19 protein-coding genes are annotated in these 16,905 nt (G+C 70.1%); 9 read left to right on the top strand and 10 right to left on the bottom strand.

The window, feature by feature from the left end; all coding sequences use genetic code 11:
• Window positions 1-76: 76 nt before the first annotated feature.
• From ACZZ9K_RS04895 to ACZZ9K_RS04920, 6 genes are all read left to right on the top strand, one after another.
• Window positions 77-1,312 carry a glycosyltransferase family 4 protein gene (locus tag ACZZ9K_RS04895; RefSeq protein ID WP_231495703.1) on the top strand — a complete coding sequence of 412 codons (1,236 nt, stop codon included), beginning with the start codon at window positions 77-79 and terminating at the stop codon, window positions 1,310-1,312.
• A gap of 78 nt (window positions 1,313-1,390) precedes the next feature.
• Window positions 1,391-1,840 (top strand): succinate dehydrogenase, cytochrome b556 subunit, encoded by a 450-nt coding sequence (sdhC, locus tag ACZZ9K_RS04900; protein ID WP_017888739.1) that lies wholly within the window; start codon window positions 1,391-1,393, stop codon window positions 1,838-1,840.
• 11 nt (window positions 1,841-1,851) lie between these two features.
• A complete protein-coding gene (gene sdhD, locus ACZZ9K_RS04905) occupies window positions 1,852-2,298 on the top strand; it encodes a succinate dehydrogenase, hydrophobic membrane anchor protein (protein ID WP_071406401.1) in 447 nt (148 codons plus the stop codon).
• A gap of 49 nt (window positions 2,299-2,347) precedes the next feature.
• Window positions 2,348-4,141: a succinate dehydrogenase flavoprotein subunit gene (gene sdhA, locus ACZZ9K_RS04910; RefSeq protein ID WP_027466445.1), complete on the top strand. Its 1,794-nt coding sequence runs from the start codon at window positions 2,348-2,350 to the stop codon at window positions 4,139-4,141.
• A gap of 1 nt (window position 4,142) precedes the next feature.
• Entirely contained in the window at window positions 4,143-4,916 is a 774-nt protein-coding gene (locus ACZZ9K_RS04915) for a succinate dehydrogenase iron-sulfur subunit (protein ID WP_071244286.1), read from the top strand.
• 51 nt (window positions 4,917-4,967) lie between these two features.
• The gene (locus ACZZ9K_RS04920; protein WP_463443458.1) at window positions 4,968-5,609 is read left to right on the top strand and encodes a TNT domain-containing protein; all 642 of its coding nucleotides are present in this window, start codon (window positions 4,968-4,970) and stop codon (window positions 5,607-5,609) included.
• Window positions 5,610-5,676: 67 nt separating this feature from the next.
• Here ACZZ9K_RS04920 and ACZZ9K_RS04925 read toward each other — a convergent pair whose 3' ends face one another.
• The 9 genes from ACZZ9K_RS04925 to ptsP form a co-directional block, all read right to left on the bottom strand.
• On the bottom strand, window positions 5,677-6,423 hold the full coding sequence (locus ACZZ9K_RS04925; protein ID WP_463443459.1) for a DUF805 domain-containing protein: 747 nt from the start codon (window positions 6,421-6,423) through the stop codon (window positions 5,677-5,679).
• Window positions 6,420-6,944, bottom strand: coding sequence for a DUF805 domain-containing protein (locus ACZZ9K_RS04930; RefSeq protein ID WP_463443460.1), 525 nt, complete (start codon window positions 6,942-6,944; stop codon window positions 6,420-6,422). The genes ACZZ9K_RS04925 and ACZZ9K_RS04930 overlap by 4 nt, the downstream gene beginning before the upstream one ends.
• Entirely contained in the window at window positions 6,941-7,525 is a 585-nt protein-coding gene (locus ACZZ9K_RS04935; protein ID WP_138803784.1) for a DUF805 domain-containing protein, read from the bottom strand. The genes ACZZ9K_RS04930 and ACZZ9K_RS04935 overlap by 4 nt, the downstream gene beginning before the upstream one ends.
• 82 nt (window positions 7,526-7,607) lie before the next feature.
• A complete protein-coding gene (locus tag ACZZ9K_RS04940) occupies window positions 7,608-8,093 on the bottom strand; it encodes a DUF805 domain-containing protein (protein WP_463443461.1) in 486 nt (161 codons plus the stop codon).
• 121 nt (window positions 8,094-8,214) lie between these two features.
• Window positions 8,215-9,147 carry an NADP-dependent oxidoreductase gene (locus tag ACZZ9K_RS04945; RefSeq protein ID WP_138803786.1) on the bottom strand — a complete coding sequence of 311 codons (933 nt, stop codon included), beginning with the start codon at window positions 9,145-9,147 and terminating at the stop codon, window positions 8,215-8,217.
• 90 nt (window positions 9,148-9,237) lie between these two features.
• On the bottom strand, window positions 9,238-10,395 hold the full coding sequence (locus ACZZ9K_RS04950) for a mannitol-1-phosphate 5-dehydrogenase (RefSeq protein WP_463443462.1): 1,158 nt from the start codon (window positions 10,393-10,395) through the stop codon (window positions 9,238-9,240).
• Complete coding sequence (locus ACZZ9K_RS04955) at window positions 10,392-10,829, bottom strand: PTS sugar transporter subunit IIA (RefSeq protein ID WP_071244331.1); 438 nt, start codon at window positions 10,827-10,829, stop codon at window positions 10,392-10,394. The genes ACZZ9K_RS04950 and ACZZ9K_RS04955 overlap by 4 nt, the downstream gene beginning before the upstream one ends.
• Before the next feature lie 88 nt (window positions 10,830-10,917).
• Complete coding sequence (locus ACZZ9K_RS04960; RefSeq protein ID WP_027466425.1) at window positions 10,918-12,465, bottom strand: PTS mannitol transporter subunit IICB; 1,548 nt, start codon at window positions 12,463-12,465, stop codon at window positions 10,918-10,920.
• A gap of 68 nt (window positions 12,466-12,533) precedes the next feature.
• Entirely contained in the window at window positions 12,534-14,192 is a 1,659-nt protein-coding gene (gene ptsP, locus ACZZ9K_RS04965; protein ID WP_463443463.1) for a phosphoenolpyruvate--protein phosphotransferase, read from the bottom strand.
• A gap of 251 nt (window positions 14,193-14,443) precedes the next feature.
• On the opposite strand from ptsP, the gene ACZZ9K_RS04970 reads away from it, so the two are divergent.
• Both ACZZ9K_RS04970 and ACZZ9K_RS04975 read left to right on the top strand, forming a co-directional pair.
• The gene (locus tag ACZZ9K_RS04970) at window positions 14,444-15,214 is read left to right on the top strand and encodes a DeoR/GlpR family DNA-binding transcription regulator (protein WP_027466423.1); all 771 of its coding nucleotides are present in this window, start codon (window positions 14,444-14,446) and stop codon (window positions 15,212-15,214) included.
• A 69-nt stretch (window positions 15,215-15,283) separates the two neighbouring features.
• Window positions 15,284-15,556 carry an HPr family phosphocarrier protein gene (locus tag ACZZ9K_RS04975; protein WP_022905912.1) on the top strand — a complete coding sequence of 91 codons (273 nt, stop codon included), beginning with the start codon at window positions 15,284-15,286 and terminating at the stop codon, window positions 15,554-15,556.
• Between the two features lie 92 nt (window positions 15,557-15,648).
• Here the strand turns inward: ACZZ9K_RS04975 and ACZZ9K_RS04980 are convergent, their stop codons facing one another.
• Window positions 15,649-15,981: a hypothetical protein gene (locus ACZZ9K_RS04980; protein ID WP_463443464.1), complete on the bottom strand. Its 333-nt coding sequence runs from the start codon at window positions 15,979-15,981 to the stop codon at window positions 15,649-15,651.
• Window positions 15,982-16,033: 52 nt separating this feature from the next.
• Between ACZZ9K_RS04980 and ACZZ9K_RS04985 the strand changes: the two genes are divergently transcribed.
• Complete coding sequence (locus ACZZ9K_RS04985; RefSeq protein WP_138803790.1) at window positions 16,034-16,876, top strand: exodeoxyribonuclease III; 843 nt, start codon at window positions 16,034-16,036, stop codon at window positions 16,874-16,876.
• Window positions 16,877-16,905: the final 29 nt, after the last annotated feature.

The raw sequence follows: 16,905 nt of genomic DNA on the forward strand, positions 1-16,905 counted from the left end.
GTTCACCCGGCGCGCGCGTCCCGTTCACGTCGTCGGCCCCGCCGGGTCACGTCACGCCCGGAGCATGGGCAGCACCATGAGCGCACGCAGCGTGGAGCGCGGCACGTCCCCCCGGACCGTCGCCGTCGTGACCGAGAGCTTCCTGCCCACCCTCAACGGCGTGACCACCAGTGTCCTGGCGGTCCTCGACCACCTGGAACGACGGGGTCACCGCGCGGTCGTGATCGCCCCGGACACCCCGGGCCTCGCGCAGTTCCGGTCGCGGAGCGCCGTCGAGCGCTACCGGTCCTTCGACGTCCACCGCATCCCCGCCGTCGCCTACCGCCAGTTCCCGGTCGCACTCCCCCACCCGGTGCTCGACACGATCCTCGCCGCCTCCGGCGCCGACGTGCTCCACGCCGCCAGTCCGTTCCTGTTGGGTGGGCGCGCGATCACGGCAGCCGGGAGGCTCGGCATCCCCTCCGTCGCCGTCTTCCAGACCGACGTGGCCGGTTTCGCCCGCCGCAACGGCCTGACCGCGACCGTCCCGTTGGTGCGGAAGATCCTCGGACGCATCCACGCCGGCGCCTCGCTGACGCTCGCCCCGTCGAGCGCGACGGCCGCGATGCTCGCCGAGGAGGGCGTGCCCCGCGTCGCCCGCTGGGGCCGCGGCGTCGACACCGAGCTGTTCCACCCCGCGCGCCGGTCGACCGGGCACGTGCGGGCACTCCGCCGCCGCCTGGCCCCGAACGGCGAGACCATCGTCGGCTACGTCGGACGCCTGGCCCCGGAGAAGGAGGTCGAGCGGCTCGCCGAACTCGGCGGTGTCCCCGGCATCCGGGTCGTCGTGGCCGGAGGGGGTCCGTCGCGGGCGATGCTCGAACGTCGGCTCCGGCACCTCGACGTCACCTTCACCGGCCCCCTGCGCGGCGACGCCCTCGCCGATGCATACGCCGCGCTCGACCTGTTCGTGCACACCGGTCCAGCCGAGACGTTCGGGCAGACCCTGCAGGAGGCCCACGCCTCCGGCCTGCCCGTGATCGCGCCGGCGTCCGGCGGCCCGCTCGACCTGGTGGCCCCGGGACTCGACGGCGAGCTCTACGACGCCGATGCCCCGCAGGCCCTGCGGCACGCGGTCCTGCGGCTGCACCACGACCGCGCGCTGGCGGAGCGGATGGGTTCCGCCGGTCGGCTCCGGGTCGAGGGAACCACCTGGGAGGCCGTCGGCGACCAGCTCCTCGACCACCACGACACGGCCCGCACCATCGGCGCGCCGCCCGTCGGACGGGGCCTCCGGGCCGGTCGGGACGAGAAGGTCAGCGCCCGCGCATAGGATGGGTCGTGTTCCACACGAACACGAACGGCAAGGGCTCGCCGATCGGGCGAGCCCGTCCTATGGAAGGACGAGCTCATGGCTGAGCACACCGGCGGGGGTACGGCGACCGCGGTGCCCGACGTCTCGATTGAAGCCCCGAGGGCTTCTCGGACGCCACAGGGCACGCTCTACCGCGGTTCGATCGGGATGTGGTCGTGGGTCCTCCACCGCATCACCGGCGTCGCGATCTACTTCTTCCTGCTCGTGCACATCCTCGACACGGCGCTCGTGCGGCTCTCCCCCGAGGCGTACAACGCGGTCATCGGCACGTACAAGACCCCGATCATGAACCTCGGCGAGATCGCGCTCGTCATGGCCATCGTGTTCCACGCCTTCAACGGCCTGCGGATCATCCTGATCGACTTCTGGTCGAAGGGCCCGAAGTACCAGCGGGCCATGTTCTGGATCGTCATGGTCCTGTGGGCGGTGGCGATCGCGGGCTTCCTGCCCCGCCAGCTCATGAACCTCGTCGCGGACTTCAACTGAGGGGCACGAACATGACCACGCAGATCGTCGAACCTCCCCGCTCGGCCGCAGCCGCCCGCAGCACCACCAACTGGGAGAAGTGGGGCTGGATCTACATGCGCGCTTCGGGCGTGCTGCTCGTCGTGCTGATCTTCGGCCACCTCTTCGTCAACATGGTGGCGGGCGAGGGCGTCAAGCAGATCGACTTCGCCTTCGTCGCCGGCAAGTGGGCCAACCCCTTCTGGAAGGTCTGGGACTCGCTCATGCTGGTCCTCGCCCTCATCCACGGCTCGAACGGCATGCGCACGATCGTCAACGACTACGTGTCGAAGCCCGGCATCCGCAAGACCCTCCTCGTCGCGATCCTGGCCGCCTGCGTCGTGCTGATCGTGCTCGGGCTCCTCGTCTGCTGGACCTTTGACCCGTGCCCCGCCGGCGCCGCTGCCGCCGACCTGCCGTCCTTCTGCCCGGCGCAGTAGCACCACCACCGTTGCTGCCCGCGTTCCCACCGTCTACGGAAAGACCCCTGTGACCGAGACCACCGTCCACCACCACCAGTTCGACATCGTCATTATCGGCGCCGGAGGCGCGGGCATGCGAGCCGCGATCGAAGCCGGCCCGAAGGCGAAGACGGCCGTCATCTCGAAGCTCTACCCCACCCGGTCGCACACCGGTGCGGCCCAGGGCGGGATGGCCGCGGCCCTCGCGAACGTCGAAGAGGACTCGTGGGAGTGGCACACCTTCGACACGATCAAGGGCGGCGACTACCTGGTCGACCAGGACGCCGCCGAGATCCTGGCGAAAGAGGCGATCGACGCCGTCATCGACCTCGAGAACATGGGCCTGCCGTTCAACCGCACGCCCGAGGGCAAGATCGACCAGCGCCGTTTCGGTGGGCACACCCGCGACCACGGCAAGTCCCCGGTCCGCCGGGCCTGCTACGCCGCCGACCGCACCGGGCACATGATCCTGCAGACGCTGTTCCAGAACTGCGTGAAGCTCGGCGTCGAGTTCTACAACGAGTTCTACGCGCTCGACCTGATCATGGTCGACGTCGTCGGTGACGACGGTGTCACCCGCCAGCAGCCGGCCGGCGTCGTCGCGTTCGAGCTCGCGACCGGTGAGCTGCACGTCTTCCACGCCAAGGCGATGATCTTCGCGACCGGCGGCTTCGGCAAGATGTACAAGACCACCTCGAACGCGCACACCCTGACCGGCGACGGCGTCGGCATCGTGTGGCGCAAGGGCCTGCCGCTCGAGGACATGGAGTTCTTCCAGTTCCACCCGACCGGGCTCGCCGGGCTCGGCATCCTGCTGACCGAGGGCGCCCGCGGCGAGGGCGCGATCCTCCGGAACGCCTCGGGCGAGCGCTTCATGGAGCGGTACGCCCCCACCATCAAGGACCTCGCACCCCGTGACATCGTCGCGCGCTGCATGGTGCAGGAAGTCGCCGAGGGCCGGGGTGCCGGACCGAACAAGGACTACGTGCTGCTCGACTGCACGCACCTGGGGGCCGAGGTCCTCGAGACGAAGCTGCCGGACATCACCGAGTTCGCCCGGACCTACCTCGGCGTCGACCCCGTCGTCGAGCCGGTTCCCGTCATGCCGACCGCGCACTACGCGATGGGCGGGATCCCGACGAACGTCAAAGCCGAGGTCCTGTACGACAACACCACCGTCGTCCCGGGCCTGTACGCCGCCGGTGAGTGCGCGTGCGTCTCCGTGCACGGCTCCAACCGCCTCGGCACCAACTCGCTGCTCGACATCAACGTCTTCGGCAAGCGCTCGGGCAACAACGCCGCCGAGTGGGTCCAGACCGCCGAGTTCCTCCCACTGCCGGAAGACCCGGCGGCCGGCGTCCGCGGCATGCTCGACCAGCTCCGTGCCTCGACCGGTACCGAGCGCGTCTCCGCCCTCCGCAAGGAACTGCAGGAGGAGATGGACAAGAACGCCCAGGTGTTCCGCACGGACGAGTCGCTGGCCCGCGTCACCGAGACCCTGCACACGCTCCGCAACCGCTTCATGCAGGTCTCCGTGCAGGACAAGGGCAAGCGGTTCAACACCGACCTGCTCGAGGCCGTCGAGCTCGGGTTCCTGCTCGACCTGGCCGAGGTCGTCGTCTACTCCGCGCGCAACCGCAAGGAGAGCCGTGGCGGCCACATGCGCGACGACTACCCGAAGCGCGACGACGAGAACTACATGCAGCACACCATGGCGTACCTGACGGGCGACCCGCACTCGTCACTCGCCGACGACCACATCACGCTCGACTGGAAGCCCGTCGTCATCACGCGGTACCAGCCGATGGAGAGGAAGTACTGAGATGACCGACACCCTGGTCTCCGACGCACCCCGCACCGACACCGTGCAGGACGCTCCTCCCGGATCCTTCTCCGTCACGGTCATCGTCCGTCGCTTCGATCCCGACGTCGACGACGAGCCGCGCTGGCAGGACTTCGACGTCATGATGCTGCCGACCGACCGCATCCTCGACGCCCTGCACAAGATCAAGTGGGAGCAGGACGGGTCCCTGACCTTCCGCCGCTCGTGCGCACACGGCGTCTGCGGGTCCGACGCCATGCGCATCAACGGCCGCAACCGCCTGGCGTGCAAGACCCTCATCAAGGACCTCGACGTCTCGAAGCCGATCTACGTCGAGGCGATCAAGGGCCTGCCGCTCGAGAAGGACCTCGTCGTCGACATGGAGCCCTTCTTCCAGAGCTACCGCGAGGTGCAGCCGTTCCTGCAGTCCTCGTCGGCCCCGACGCCCGGCAAGGAGCGCGTGCAGTCCGTCGCCGACCGTGCCCGCTTCGACGACACCACGAAGTGCATCCTCTGCGCCGCGTGCACGTCGTCCTGCCCGGTGTTCTGGACCGACGGGCAGTACTTCGGCCCCGCCGCGATCGTGAACGCACACCGGTTCATCTTCGACTCCCGCGACGACGCCGCGAACGTCCGCCTCGACATCCTCAACGACAAGGAAGGCGTCTGGCGCTGCCGCACGACCTTCAACTGCACCGACGCGTGCCCCCGTGGCATCCAGGTGACGAAGGCGATCTCCGAGGTCAAGCAAGCGATCATGCGCGGCCGGGCGTAGTCCCGGCTCCGTCCAAGGCCCAGCACCACGCCGACCGATAGGCTCCCGACCATGACGTTCGCGGACACCCGCCCCATCCTCGACCAGCTCGGCTACACGACCCGGTACGTGCAGCTCCCCGGCGAGACCCTGCACGAACCGCCGGTCGAGGGGGCGCTCCGCATCGTCCAGACCGACGCCTCCGGCTACGCGCTCGAGGTCGTCGACTACGGCACGGCTCGTCGTCTCGCGCAGGCCACGGGCGAGGACGACGCGGTCGAGATGCTGCGCCGGTTCCTGAACCGTCCGTTCCCGGAGCCGCGCGACATCCCCCGCCACGAGCTCGAGGGGCTCCGCGACCGCGCGGCGTCGACCTACCCGCAGCTCGCGCAGCAGGTCGCGCAGGCCGGCGAGCAGGGGCTGGCCATCCAGATCCCGGCCGGTGTCCCCGTCGACCGCATCGGTGGCCCGGACGGCTACCTGCTGCACCCGCTCGACACCCCGCTGCCCAGCCGGTCGCTGCCCCCGCACGTGACCTCGTCGCCGGAGACCCACCGGTACGTCGTCGACCGGCCGTTCCTGGTGAACGTCCGCTTCGTCCAGCCGTGGTTCGAGCAGCCGGGCGGGGCCCTGCGCTTCCAGATCGCCGACCCGTCGGCCACCGTGCGTGACCTGGTCGTCGACGGTGCGCTCGTCCGTCTCCGGGTGGTCTGACCCCTCCGACACACGAACAGCCCGCCCCACGCTCGACGCGTGGGGCGGGCTGTTCTGGTCCGTGGAACTACCGCAGGTCGGGGCGGTCGTACTGCGCACCGGCCGGGTTCGACGGCAGGCAGCCGAACACGATCGCGGCGGCGCTGACGAAGAGCGCGATGAGCCAGAACGGACCGGCCAGGTTCGCATCGTGCACGCGACGCCATCCCAGGGCGATGCTCGGCACGAGGGTCCCGAGCGACCACAGGAAGTAGAGCCCGAGCAGCAAGAAGGCGAACGGCGACGGCGCACTGCTCCCCGTGGGGTTGCCGTACTCGTCGACGGCACCGCTCGCCCCGACCGTCGCGAAGAGGACGGCGTAGAACCCGCCGAACAGCACGACGGTCACGATGGCGTTGGCGAGCACCGCGTACCAGAACTCACTCCGGCTGGCGCGGCCGTCGAACCGGGCGTACTTCTTGAAGAACCGGGTGAACGCATCGAGGAACCCGATGCCGTACCAGGGCGCCCAGAGCGGCGGGACGCCGTCCGGACCGAGCGGGATCGGCTGCGCGAACTGCGGGTACGGGTCGGCGTACGGCTGCTGGTACGGCTGCTGTCCGGAGCCCGGCTGCTGCCCGTACTGCGGCTGCTGTCCGGAGCCCGGCTGCTGCCCGTACTGCGGCTGCTGCCCGTACTGCGGCTGCTGCCCGTACTGCGGCTGCTGCCCGTACTGCGGCTGCTGCCCGTACCCAGGCTGCTGCCCGTGGCCCGGCTGCCCCTGCGACTGGTCGCCGTCCGGCTGGCCCCACTGGGGCGTCCCGCCGTTGCTCATCGGTTCGTCTCCGGCCGGTCGTACCGTGCGCCCTGCGGGTTCGACGGCAGCAGGCCGAAGACGATGCCGGCGACGCCGATGAACAGCGCGATGATCCAGAGTGCCCCGGAGAGGTTCGCATCGTGCAGGCGTCGCCAGCCGAGGGCGAGCGACGGCACCAGGGTCGCGAGGCCCCAGAGCGCCAGCAGGACGAGCACGACCCAGAAGACCGGCGGGACCGGGTCGACGACGGTGATCTCGTTGCCGTAGTAGTCGACGGTCCGGCTGTTGAGCGTGGTGAGGCGGATGACGGTGCCGATGGCCACGAGTGCCCCGGTGACGATCGTGTTCGCCAGGAACCACCACCAGAACTCGCTCCGGCTCGCACGGCCGCTGAACGTGGCGTACTTCGCGAAGAAGCGCGCAACTGCCTTCGGGAACGAGATCCCGTACCACGGGGCCCATCGCGGCGGCGTCCCCGCGGCGTCGGTCTGCCGACCGGGCTGCTGCGGGGGCGCCCACTGCTGCGTGCTCTCGGTCATCGGGCGCCCTGCGGACGGTCGAAGCGCGCACCCTGCGGGTTCGAGGGCAGCAGGCCGAAGACGATGCCGACGATGCCGACGAAGATCGCGATGATCCACAGCGCGCCCGTCAGGTTCGCGTCGTGCAGGCGGCGCCAGCCGAGGGCGAGCGTCGGGACGATGATCGCGAGGCCCCAGAGCAGGAACAGGATGCCCGAGATGACGAACAGCGCGGACGGCTCGGTGACGGTGGACTGGACGCTGGCCGACGTCGAGGACGACATCGACACGGTCGAGCGCTCGGACGTCGCGAAGCCGATGCCGTACAGGATGCTGAGGACGATGCCGACGATCGCGTTGGCGAGGTACCACCACCAGAACTCACTCCGGCTGGCACGACCGCTGAACGTCGCGTACTTCTTGAAGAAGCGGCCGACGGCCTTGCCGAACGAGATCCCGTACCACGGTGCCCAGAGCGGCGGTTCGCCGTTCGGTCCGGTCGGCGGCTGCTGGCCGTACTGCGGTGTTCCGCCGTACTGCGCTGCGCTGCCGAACTGGGCGTTCGGCTGGTTGTTCGGATCCTGCGGGTACTGGTCGCTCACGTGGTCCCCCTCGAGTGTTGGCCGATGTTCACGGTCAAGTGAACCAGAACTCCTGAGGGGCCGTCAGAAACGGTACCGCGCGTCAGCCCTGCAGCGGACGGTCGTACTGCTGCCCCTGCGGGTTCGACGACATCAGGCCGACGATCAGCGAGAACAGGATGCCGATCGGCGGGATGACGAACACCAGCGCGAGCAGGCCGCTGAGGTTCACGTCGTGCAGCCGTCGCACGGTCAACGCGATGAAGCCGAGCGCGCAGGCCAGGCTCCAGAGGCTGCCGAGACCGTCCGAACCGTCGTCGACGAACGGCAGCACGTTGAACCCGTTGCCGATGATGCCCGCTGCCGCCGAACCGATGAGGTACCAGAGCGCCCAGAACCAGTACTCCGACTGGCTGGCCCGGCCGTCGAACCGCACGTACTTCTTCCAGAAGCGCACGAAGGCCTGGGGGAACGGGATGCCGTACCAGGGTGCCCAGAGCGGCGGCTCGGACCTGCCGCCGCTGGGCCGGCCCGGACCGGGCTGCGCGGACTGGGCGTACGGGTCCCGGGTCGGGTACTGGTCGCTCATCGGTGGGTTCCTTCCGGCTGTGGCTGTCGGTCCACACAGAGTGTGGCACTCCCCCGAGCCGGCGAGCGTCATCCGTGCGGACGACTCCTCTCCCGGCCGTGCACCTGACCCGACCGTGCGGTCAGGGCAGGAGCGCGAGCTTGCCACCGGGGTGCCCGGACTCGAGCAGTTCCGCCGCCGCCTTCGCCTCAGCCAGCGGGAAGGTCCGCGCCACCGGGACCTCGAGCTGTCCGGCGCCGGCGAGGTCGATGAGCCGCTGCCGCACCGAGTCACGGAACGCCTTGCTGGCCGGCTGTGCGCCGCCCACCGCGGCGATGCCGTCCGATGCGGCCCGCGCCTGCGCGGCGATCGTCACGATCCGTGACCGGTCCGCGACCAACGCGAGCGAGACGTCGACGGCCTCGTCGGTGCCGACGCAGTCCAGTGCCACGTCGATCCCGGACGGTGCGAGGTCACGGACACGCGCCTCCAGGCCGTCGCCGTACGCGACCCATTCGCCACCGAAGCGTCGCACGACGTCCGCACCACGTTCCGACGCGGTGCCGATGACGCGGGCGCCGAGCAGCCGCAGCTGCTGGAGCAGGCTGACGCCGACCGCGCCCGAGGCGCCGTGCACCAGGACGGTGTCGCGCCCCTCGGCGCGGGTGACGCGGAGCATGTCGGCGGCGGTCGAGCCGGCGAGGAGCAGGTTCGCGGCCTCCGGGAAGCCGAGCGACGCGGGTTTCGCGAAGACGTCGGCCGCGGGCACCGTGACCGACTCGGCCCAGCCACCGCTGATGCGGAACGCGAGGACCTCGTCACCGACCGCTCCCCCGCCGGACGCGATCTGCGTGTCGGGGCCGACGGCGGACAGGACGCCGGCGACCTCGTACCCGACGGCGATCGGCAGGTCCGCGGGGTCGCCCTGGCGGGTGTGCTTGGTGTCGGCCGGGTTCATGCCGGCGGCGCGGACGGCGATCGTGACCTCGCCGGGGCCGGGCGCCGGCACCTCGGTGTCGACGGACTCCAGGACTTCGCTGCCGCCGAACCGTGGGGCCACCCAGTGCTTCGTCATGCGGGCGACGGTACGCGTCGCGACCCCGGAACGGACGGGAGGCCCGTCACCAGCTGGTGACGGGCCTCCTGTCCGTGGGCACAGACGTCGTCAGGCGCGCGCGGACCGGATCCGCTCGGTGAACGCGGCGTGCAGCGGGTGTTCCGCAGCGAGACCGGTGATCTGCGTGGCCACGTCCGCGTCGGACGCGTCCGACGCCAGCAGTGCCTGCAGCTCGACGCTCTGCTCGTCGTCCGCGACGTCGAAGCGGAGCGCCGCGGCCATCGCGTCGAGGAGCGCGGTGGGCTCGGTGCCGTCCTCGGCCAGCGCGGCGGCGGGCGAGACGAACCGCTCGTCACGCGACAGCTTGCGGAGCGGCTGGCGGCCGACGCGGGTCACCGTGTCGGGCAGGTGCGGGTTCTCGAACCGGCCGATGATCGCCTGCACGTACGCGCGGTGCACCTCGGGGTCGAGCTCGTGCCGGCGGATGAGCAGGTCGCTCGTCTCGGCGAGCACGGACTCGAGCTCGGAGCGCACGGCGGGGATCGCGATGGCGTCCGAGATCTTGTCGGCCCCGGCGACGAAGCCGTGGTACGCGACGGTGGCGTGCCCGGTGTTCACCGTGAAGAGCTTGCGCTCGATCGACGCGGCGAGGCCGTCGACGTAGTGCGCGCCGGGGATCTCCGGCTCGTTCCCACCGAACGGCGTGCGGTCGATGGCCCACTCGAAGTAGGTCTCGACGGTCACGTCGAGTCCGCCACCCTCGGGCTGCGCGGGCACGATGCGGTCGACGGCGGTGTTCGCGAAGACGGCCTTGGCCAGGGCGGCGTCGCGGCCGTCCTCGGGCAGGGCGGCGACGATGAACTCGCGCAGCCGGTCCGTGGCGTTCAGCGCGTTCTCGCACGCCATGACGGCGATCGGTGCGGCGTCCGCGTCACGGGCGACGAGCGCGCGCGCGATGACCGGGGCGATGAACCTCAGGACGTTCGGGCCGACGGCGCACGTGACGATCGCTGCGGTCGCGACCTCGGCGACCACGCCGTCCTCGTCCTGCGCGCTGTTCAGTGCGCGGAAGTTCGTGACCTCGTGGTCCTGGGCACCGGCCCCGACCTCGTGCACGGTGTACGAGTCGGCTGCGGCCAGGGCGTCGATGAGCGGGGCGGCGACGTCGGCGAAGACGACCTCGTACCCGGCCTCGTGGAGCAGGAGCCCGACGAAGCCGCGGCCGATGTTGCCGGCGCCGAAGTGGACGGCGGTGCTGGTGCTCACTCGTTGACCTCGCCGAGGATAGACAGGATCGCAGCGGTGTCGGCGGCGTCGGTGAGCTTCTGGACCTCGTCCTCGTCGGAGAACACGATCGCGATCTTCGACAGGATGTCGAGGTGCTCGTTGTTCACACCGGCGATGCCGACGACGAAGCGCACGGGGTTGCCGTCCCAGTCGATCGGGCTGGCGTAGCGGATGAACGACAGGGCGGACGACTTGATCGCGTCCTTCGCGTCGTTGGTGCCGTGCGGGATGGCGAGGAAGTTGCCCATGTAGGTGGACACGCTCTTCTCACGCTCGAGCATGGCCGGGTAGTAGTCGGCCGTGACCGCGCCCGCAGCCTCGAGGATCTCGGCCGCCTCCTTCATCGCTTCCGACTTGGTCGGCGCGGTGTCCTCGGTGTGGATGCGGATCTGGCTCTCCTGCAGGACGGGCATCGGGGGTTCTCCTTGTGTTGAGGACGAGATGGAGGGGACGGGTCAGCCCCGTCCCCTCCGATACTGCACTTCGTTACTGGTTGTGGCGTTACTGGTTCTTCAGCTGCTCGACGACCTGGTCGTACTGCGGAGCGTTCATGAAGTTGCCGACCGACACGTGCTGCGCGTTCGGGTTCTTCTGCTTCGCGCGGTCCGTCAGTTCTTCCTGCGTGATGATCAGGTCCTCGTCACCGGACAGGTTCGCAATCGCCTTGTTGGAGACCGTGACCCCTTCGATGCCCGCCTTCTTGATCTTGTTGCGCAGGACGCTGGCGCCCATCGCGCTCGAGCCCATGCCGGCGTCGCAGGCGAAGACCAGGTTCTGGACCTTCGTCGCCGTCGCCGTGCTCGCCGAGCCGACGCCGCCGAGGGAGGCCTCGGCCTCTTCCTCGTTGGCCGGGGAGTTGTTGCCGAGCAGGCCGGCGGTCGCCGCGTTGACGTCGCGGCCCTTGTTGGCCTGGAGCTTCGCCATGGCGGCGCTCATGTCTCCGTCGTTGCCTGCGGCGCGGTCGCGCTTGCGGGTGGCGAGGAGGAAGAACGCGGCGACCGCGAACGTCACCGCCGCCGAGAACACGACCGACAGGATGACGCCGACGAAGCTGTCACGGGGCGTGTTGCCGAGCACCGCGATGATCGAGCCCGGAGACGCCGGAGCGGTCAGGCCCGAGTTGAAGATGACGTTCGTCAGCACGCCGGTGCCACCACCGAGGATGACGGCGATGAACAGGACCGGCTTCTGCAGCACGTACGGGAAGTAGATCTCGTGGATGCCACCGAAGAACTGGATGATGATCGCGCCGGGAGCGGTCGAACGGGCGATGCCCATGCCGAAGAAGGAGAAGGCGAGCAGGATGCCGAGGCCCGGACCGGGGTTCGCCTCGAGCAGGAAGAGGATCGACTTGCCCGACTCCTTGACCTGGTCGACGCCGAGCTGGTCGAGCACACCGTGGTTGATGGCGTTGTTCAGGAAGAACACCTTGGCCGGCTCGATGAAGACACTGGCCAGGGGCAGGAGGGAGTGCGTGATGAGGAACTCCACCGCGACACCGAGCGCGTCGGCGATACCGGTGAAGACCTTCGACAGCCAGAAGAACCCGGCCAGGAACAACCCGAACCCGAGGATGCCCGCGGAGTAGTTGTTGACCAGCATCTCGAAGCCCGGCTTGATCTTGCCGTCCCACAGACGGTCCATCTGCTTGACCAGGTAGGCACCGAGGGGGCCACAGATCATCGCGCCGAGGATCATCGTCGTGCCGGAGCCGAGGATGACACCCATCGCGAAGATCGAACCGACGACGGCACCGCGGGTCTCGTAGACCATGCGGCCACCCTGGATCGCGATCGCGAGCGGGATGAGGTACGTCAGGATCGGGCCGACGACGCCGACGACGCTCCCGTCGCGGGAACCGCCGAGCGCCGCGACCGGCGTCCAGCCATCCGGGATGAAGAAGGCCGTGATGATGCCCCACGCGATGAAGATCGCGATGTTGGGCATGACCATGCCGGAGAGGAACGTGCCGAACTTCTGAACGGCGACGCGTGCGCCGCCCCGCGACTTCGCGGGTGCGTCGGGCGCTGCAACGGACGACGTTGTCATGTGCGGTGACTTTCTGTGTGGTGGAGCTGCTGCGTGGTGATGGGAGGGGTGGTGCTGGGGGTGGTGGCTCAGGCGGCGTGCACCGCGGACGCGGCAGCGGACTTCGCGGCCGCCGCCGTGCTCGCGGCGAGTGCCGCCGTCGCCATCTCGCGGGCCTGTTCGAGCGTGTAACGACCGAGTTCGGCGCGCACGTCGGCCAGAGCCGCGGGGGTCATCGACAGAGTGGTGGCGCCGAGACCGACCAGGACGACGGCGAGCAGCGGGTCGGCTGCTGCCTCACCGCAGATCCCGACGGCCTTGCCGGCGGTGGCGCCCGCGGTGCCGAGCTGCGCGACGAGGCGCAGGACGGCGGGGTGCCACGGGTCCTGGTAGGACGCGACGGTACCGAGCATGCGGTCGGCGGCCATCGTGTACTGGGTCAGGTCGTTCGTGCCGATCGACACGAAGTCCGCGTTCTGGAAGACCTGCTCGGCCATCAGCGCGAGCGACGGCACCTCGGCCATGACCCCCGCGGTGCGGATGCCGAGTTCGCGGGCCAGGGTGACGAAGTACTCGGTCTCCTCGGCGTCGGCGACCATCGGGGCCATGACCCACAGGTCGGCCTCGGTCGCGGCGTCGGCCTGCGCGAGCGCGGTCAGCTGGTCACGCAGGACCTCGGGGTGGTTCCGCAGGGCACGGAGACCGCGGCGCCCGAGGGCCGGGTTCTCCTCGTCCTTGTCCGTGAGGAACGGCAGGGGCTTGTCGGCGCCGGCGTCGAGCGCGCGCACGACGACCTTCTTGCCGGGGAACGCCGCGAGGAGCTGGCGGTACGACTCGGTCTGCTCGTCGACCGTGGGGGCCTTGGGCGAGTCGAGGAAGAGGAACTCGGTGCGGAAGAGCCCCACGCCCTCCGCACCGAGAGCAACGGCGCCGGCGGCGTCGGCGGGACTGCCGAGGTTCGCGAGCAGGGGCACGACGTGGCCGTCGGCGAGGGCACCGGCGGTGAGCGGTGCCGCTGCGGCGGCGAGGCGGTCGGCGATGCGCTGGTCGACCTCGGCCACGAGCGCGTCGGACGGGTCGGTCGAGACGGTGCCGGCCACGGCGTCGACGACGACGTGGACGCCGTCGGCCAGGTCGTCGGCACCGGTCACGCCGACGATGGCGGTGATGCCCTTGGCGCGGGCGAGGATCGCGGTGTGCGAGGTCGGGCCGCCGTCACGGGTGACGAGCGCCAGGACCTTCTCGAGGTCGAGCAGCGCGGTGTCCGCCGGGGCGAGGTCGCGGGCGACGAGGACGAAGGGGGTGTCCGACTCGGGGACACCGGGGGCGTGCACGCCGCGGAGCTTGGCGATGATGCGCTGGGCGACGTCGTCGAGGTCGGCCGCGCGCTCCCCCATGTAGCCGCCCATGCCGACGAGCAGGTCGCGGAACTGGGCGAACGCCTCGTACACGGCGCGCTCGGCGTTGGTGCCGCCGTCGATGCGGGTGTGCACGTCGTCGAGGAGCGTCGGGTCCTGCGCCATGAGCGCCTGGGCCTCGAGCACGGCCTGCGCGTCGCCACCGGCCAGCTGCCCGCGCTTGTTGAGGTCGTCCGCCACGGCGGCCAGCGCGTCGTGCACGGCCTGCTTCGCGTCGTCGGCCGAGCCCACCAGGGCATCCTTCGACGGTTCGCCGAGCGGGTCAGCCATCCGGAGCACGGGGCCGTGGGCAACGCCACGGCCGACGCCGGTGCCGAGCAGTTCGGACATTCGAGACTCCTTCATCTCACACGCGCTTGCGGTGGGGTGGATCGTTCGGTGCACACGACACGGGAACGGACCACGCCCGTGCGGCTGAGCAGCACACTACCCCGCTTCGCGTTGACAAACAAACACATCCGGGGATAAAAATACAGAAACAGATGCCCGTTTGCGTCTGGCGGATCGAGTGCAGGGGGCGACATCGCGGATGTCGTGCCCGAGCATGTCCGTTCCGTTCCGACCCGAGACGACGAGGTCCGATGTACGCTCCAGAACGCCACCAGCGCATCGTCGAGCAGGCGCGCGCGCAGGGCCGGGTGGACGTCAAGGACCTGGCCGAGTTGCTCGCCGTCACGCCCGAGACCATCCGCCGCGACCTGACGAGCCTCGAGCGCCGCGGCCTCGTCCGTCGTGCGCACGGCGGTGCGATCCCCGTCGAGCGGATCACCCTGCACCCCGGCGTCGGCGACCGTGGCGGCATCAACCAGACCGAGAAGATGGTCATCGCCGAGGCCGCCCTCGCGGAACTGCCCGAGAACGGCTCGATCATGATCGACGCCGGCACCTCGACCATCTGCCTGGCCGAGCTGCTGCCGACCGACCGCGGGCTGACCGTCGTCACGCACTCGCTGCCGGTCGCCACCGCCGTCGCGAACCGCCCGGGCATCGACCTGCACCTGCTCGGCGGCAACATCCGCAGCGACTCCCTGGCCGGCGTCGGCACCTGGACGCACCAGCTCATCGGCATGGTCAGCGTCGACGTCGCCTTCATCAGCATCAACGGCATCACGCCGGAGCGCGGCCTGACGACCCACAACATGGCCGAGGCCGCCGTGAAGAGCGCGATGATCAAGTCCGCACGACGGAGCATCCTGCTCGCCGACCACACCAAGTTCGGCCGCGAGGAGTTCGGTCGCGTCGCCCCGCTCGCCGCGATCGACACGATCATCACCGACCCCGCCGTCAACCTCGACCTGGTCCGCGAGGTCGAGGCCGCCGGCACCGAGGTCTTCTGGCCCGGCCGACCCTGACCGCGCCCCGTTCCCGCCCACCCAGCGCTCGCTAGCATGAGCCAACCACCCATCGACAGGAGTACATCGATGTCCGAAGCCACCCGCACCGTGACCGTCGCCAGCGCATCCGGCCTGCACGCTCGCCCCGCATCCCTCTTCGTCCAGACCGTGACGGCGTCGGGGCACCAGGTCACGATCGCCAAGGGCGACAAGTCCGGGAACGCCGGCAGCATCCTCGCCCTGCTCGGGCTCGGCATCGAGAACGGCGACGAGGTCACCCTCACCGTCTCGGGCGACGACGCCGAGACCACGGCGGACAGCCTCGTCGAGTTCCTGAAGACGGACCACGACGCGGCCTGATCGCGCAGGTCGCGTCCTGCACGCGACCACCACACGGACGGGAGGCCCGTGGCTGCGCAGCCACGGGCCTCCCGTTCGTCGTCCGGTCGCCGCTACGGCGCGGTGGGCGGGATCGCGCGCAGCTCGCCCCAGGCGAAGGAGCTCTCGGCGATGAAGTCCTGCAGGTCGTCGGCGAGGTCGTGGAGGAGTCCGGGCAGGTCGTCGACGTCCTCGACGAGGCTCCTCGTACCCTGGGTCTCGCCCCCGATCTCCCAGACGACGCTCATCGAGCTGTCGATGAATTCGTCCTCCTCGTGGTCGAGTTCCCAGTCCCCGTGCGGGCTCACCCAGAAGCGGGCGGAGCGGAACTCGTCCGGACGGAGCATCTGCGCTGCCACGGGTCGGAACGCGGCGAGCAGCTCGCCGACGGTCATCACGACGGTCATGGGCAGATCGTACGACCGAGGGCTGTCGGCACCCGCCGATAAGGTGTTCTGCATGACACGCCTGCGCCTCGCATCCGTCAACGTGAACGGCGTCCGCGCCGCCTTCCGCAAGGGCATGGGCGACTGGCTCGCCACCCGCGACGTCGACGTGCTGGCCCTGCAGGAGGTCCGCGCGTCGAGCGACGACCTCGCCGGTCTGCTCGGTGACGAGTGGGACGTCGTGCACGACCCGGCGACCGCGAAGGGCCGGGCCGGGGTGGCGATCGCCTCGCGGCACTCCGCGCAGATCCACCGCGTCGCACTGGGCGCCGACGACTTCGACTCCGCCGGCCGCTGGCTCGAGGCCGACTACGAGATCGGCGGGACGACCGTCACGGTGGTCTCCACGTACGTGCACTCGGGCGAGGTCGACACCCCCAAGCAGGACGAGAAGTGGAAGTTCCTCGACGCGATGACCGAGCGGCTGCCGGCGCTCCGCGAACACAACCCGCTCGCCGTCGTCGTCGGGGACCTGAACGTCGGGCACGACGAGCGCGACATCAAGAACTGGAAGGGCAACGTCAAGCGAGCCGGCTTCCTGCCGCGTGAGCGCGCCTACTTCTCGCGGTTCTTCGGCGCCGACGGCGAACCGGTCGAGGGTGCCGACGGCTCCACAGGCCCCGGGCTCGGATGGGTCGACGTGGGCCGCGCCCAGGCCGGCGACGTCGACGGTCCGTTCACGTGGTGGTCGTGGCGCGGTCAGGCGTTCGACAACGACACCGGCTGGCGCATCGACTACCAGATGGCGACGCCCGACCTGGCCGCCAAGGTCACGGAGTACACGGTCGACCGCGCCGCGGCGTACGACCAGCGATGGTCCGACCACGCCCCCGTGGTCGTCGACTACGAACTCTGACCCCTCTTCTCTCGCTTCACCTGACGCAC

It is taken from the genome of Curtobacterium sp. AC268 (assembly GCF_979258745.1).

Excerpts from the sequence above, each read along its gene's own strand:
- ACZZ9K_RS04940 (WP_463443461.1), bottom strand. The coding sequence starts at position 8,093 with ATGAGCGACCAGTACCCGACCCGGGACCCGTACGCCCAGTCCGCGCAG.
- ACZZ9K_RS04955 (WP_071244331.1), bottom strand. The coding sequence starts at position 10,829 with ATGCCCGTCCTGCAGGAGAGCCAGATCCGCATCCACACCGAGGACACC.
- sdhD (WP_071406401.1), top strand. The coding sequence starts at position 1,852 with ATGACCACGCAGATCGTCGAACCTCCCCGCTCGGCCGCAGCCGCCCGC.
- ptsP (WP_463443463.1), bottom strand. The coding sequence starts at position 14,192 with ATGTCCGAACTGCTCGGCACCGGCGTCGGCCGTGGCGTTGCCCACGGC.
- ACZZ9K_RS04980 (WP_463443464.1), bottom strand. The coding sequence starts at position 15,981 with ATGACCGTCGTGATGACCGTCGGCGAGCTGCTCGCCGCGTTCCGACCC.
- ACZZ9K_RS04895 (WP_231495703.1), top strand. The coding sequence starts at position 77 with ATGAGCGCACGCAGCGTGGAGCGCGGCACGTCCCCCCGGACCGTCGCC.
- ACZZ9K_RS04945 (WP_138803786.1), bottom strand. The coding sequence starts at position 9,147 with ATGACGAAGCACTGGGTGGCCCCACGGTTCGGCGGCAGCGAAGTCCTG.
- ACZZ9K_RS04985 (WP_138803790.1), top strand. The coding sequence starts at position 16,034 with ATGACACGCCTGCGCCTCGCATCCGTCAACGTGAACGGCGTCCGCGCC.
- ACZZ9K_RS04920 (WP_463443458.1), top strand. The coding sequence starts at position 4,968 with ATGACGTTCGCGGACACCCGCCCCATCCTCGACCAGCTCGGCTACACG.
- sdhC (WP_017888739.1), top strand. The coding sequence starts at position 1,391 with ATGGCTGAGCACACCGGCGGGGGTACGGCGACCGCGGTGCCCGACGTC.
- ACZZ9K_RS04970 (WP_027466423.1), top strand. The coding sequence starts at position 14,444 with ATGTACGCTCCAGAACGCCACCAGCGCATCGTCGAGCAGGCGCGCGCG.
- ACZZ9K_RS04975 (WP_022905912.1), top strand. The coding sequence starts at position 15,284 with ATGTCCGAAGCCACCCGCACCGTGACCGTCGCCAGCGCATCCGGCCTG.
- ACZZ9K_RS04930 (WP_463443460.1), bottom strand. The coding sequence starts at position 6,944 with ATGACCGAGAGCACGCAGCAGTGGGCGCCCCCGCAGCAGCCCGGTCGG.
- ACZZ9K_RS04925 (WP_463443459.1), bottom strand. The coding sequence starts at position 6,423 with ATGAGCAACGGCGGGACGCCCCAGTGGGGCCAGCCGGACGGCGACCAG.
- ACZZ9K_RS04915 (WP_071244286.1), top strand. The coding sequence starts at position 4,143 with ATGACCGACACCCTGGTCTCCGACGCACCCCGCACCGACACCGTGCAG.
- ACZZ9K_RS04960 (WP_027466425.1), bottom strand. The coding sequence starts at position 12,465 with ATGACAACGTCGTCCGTTGCAGCGCCCGACGCACCCGCGAAGTCGCGG.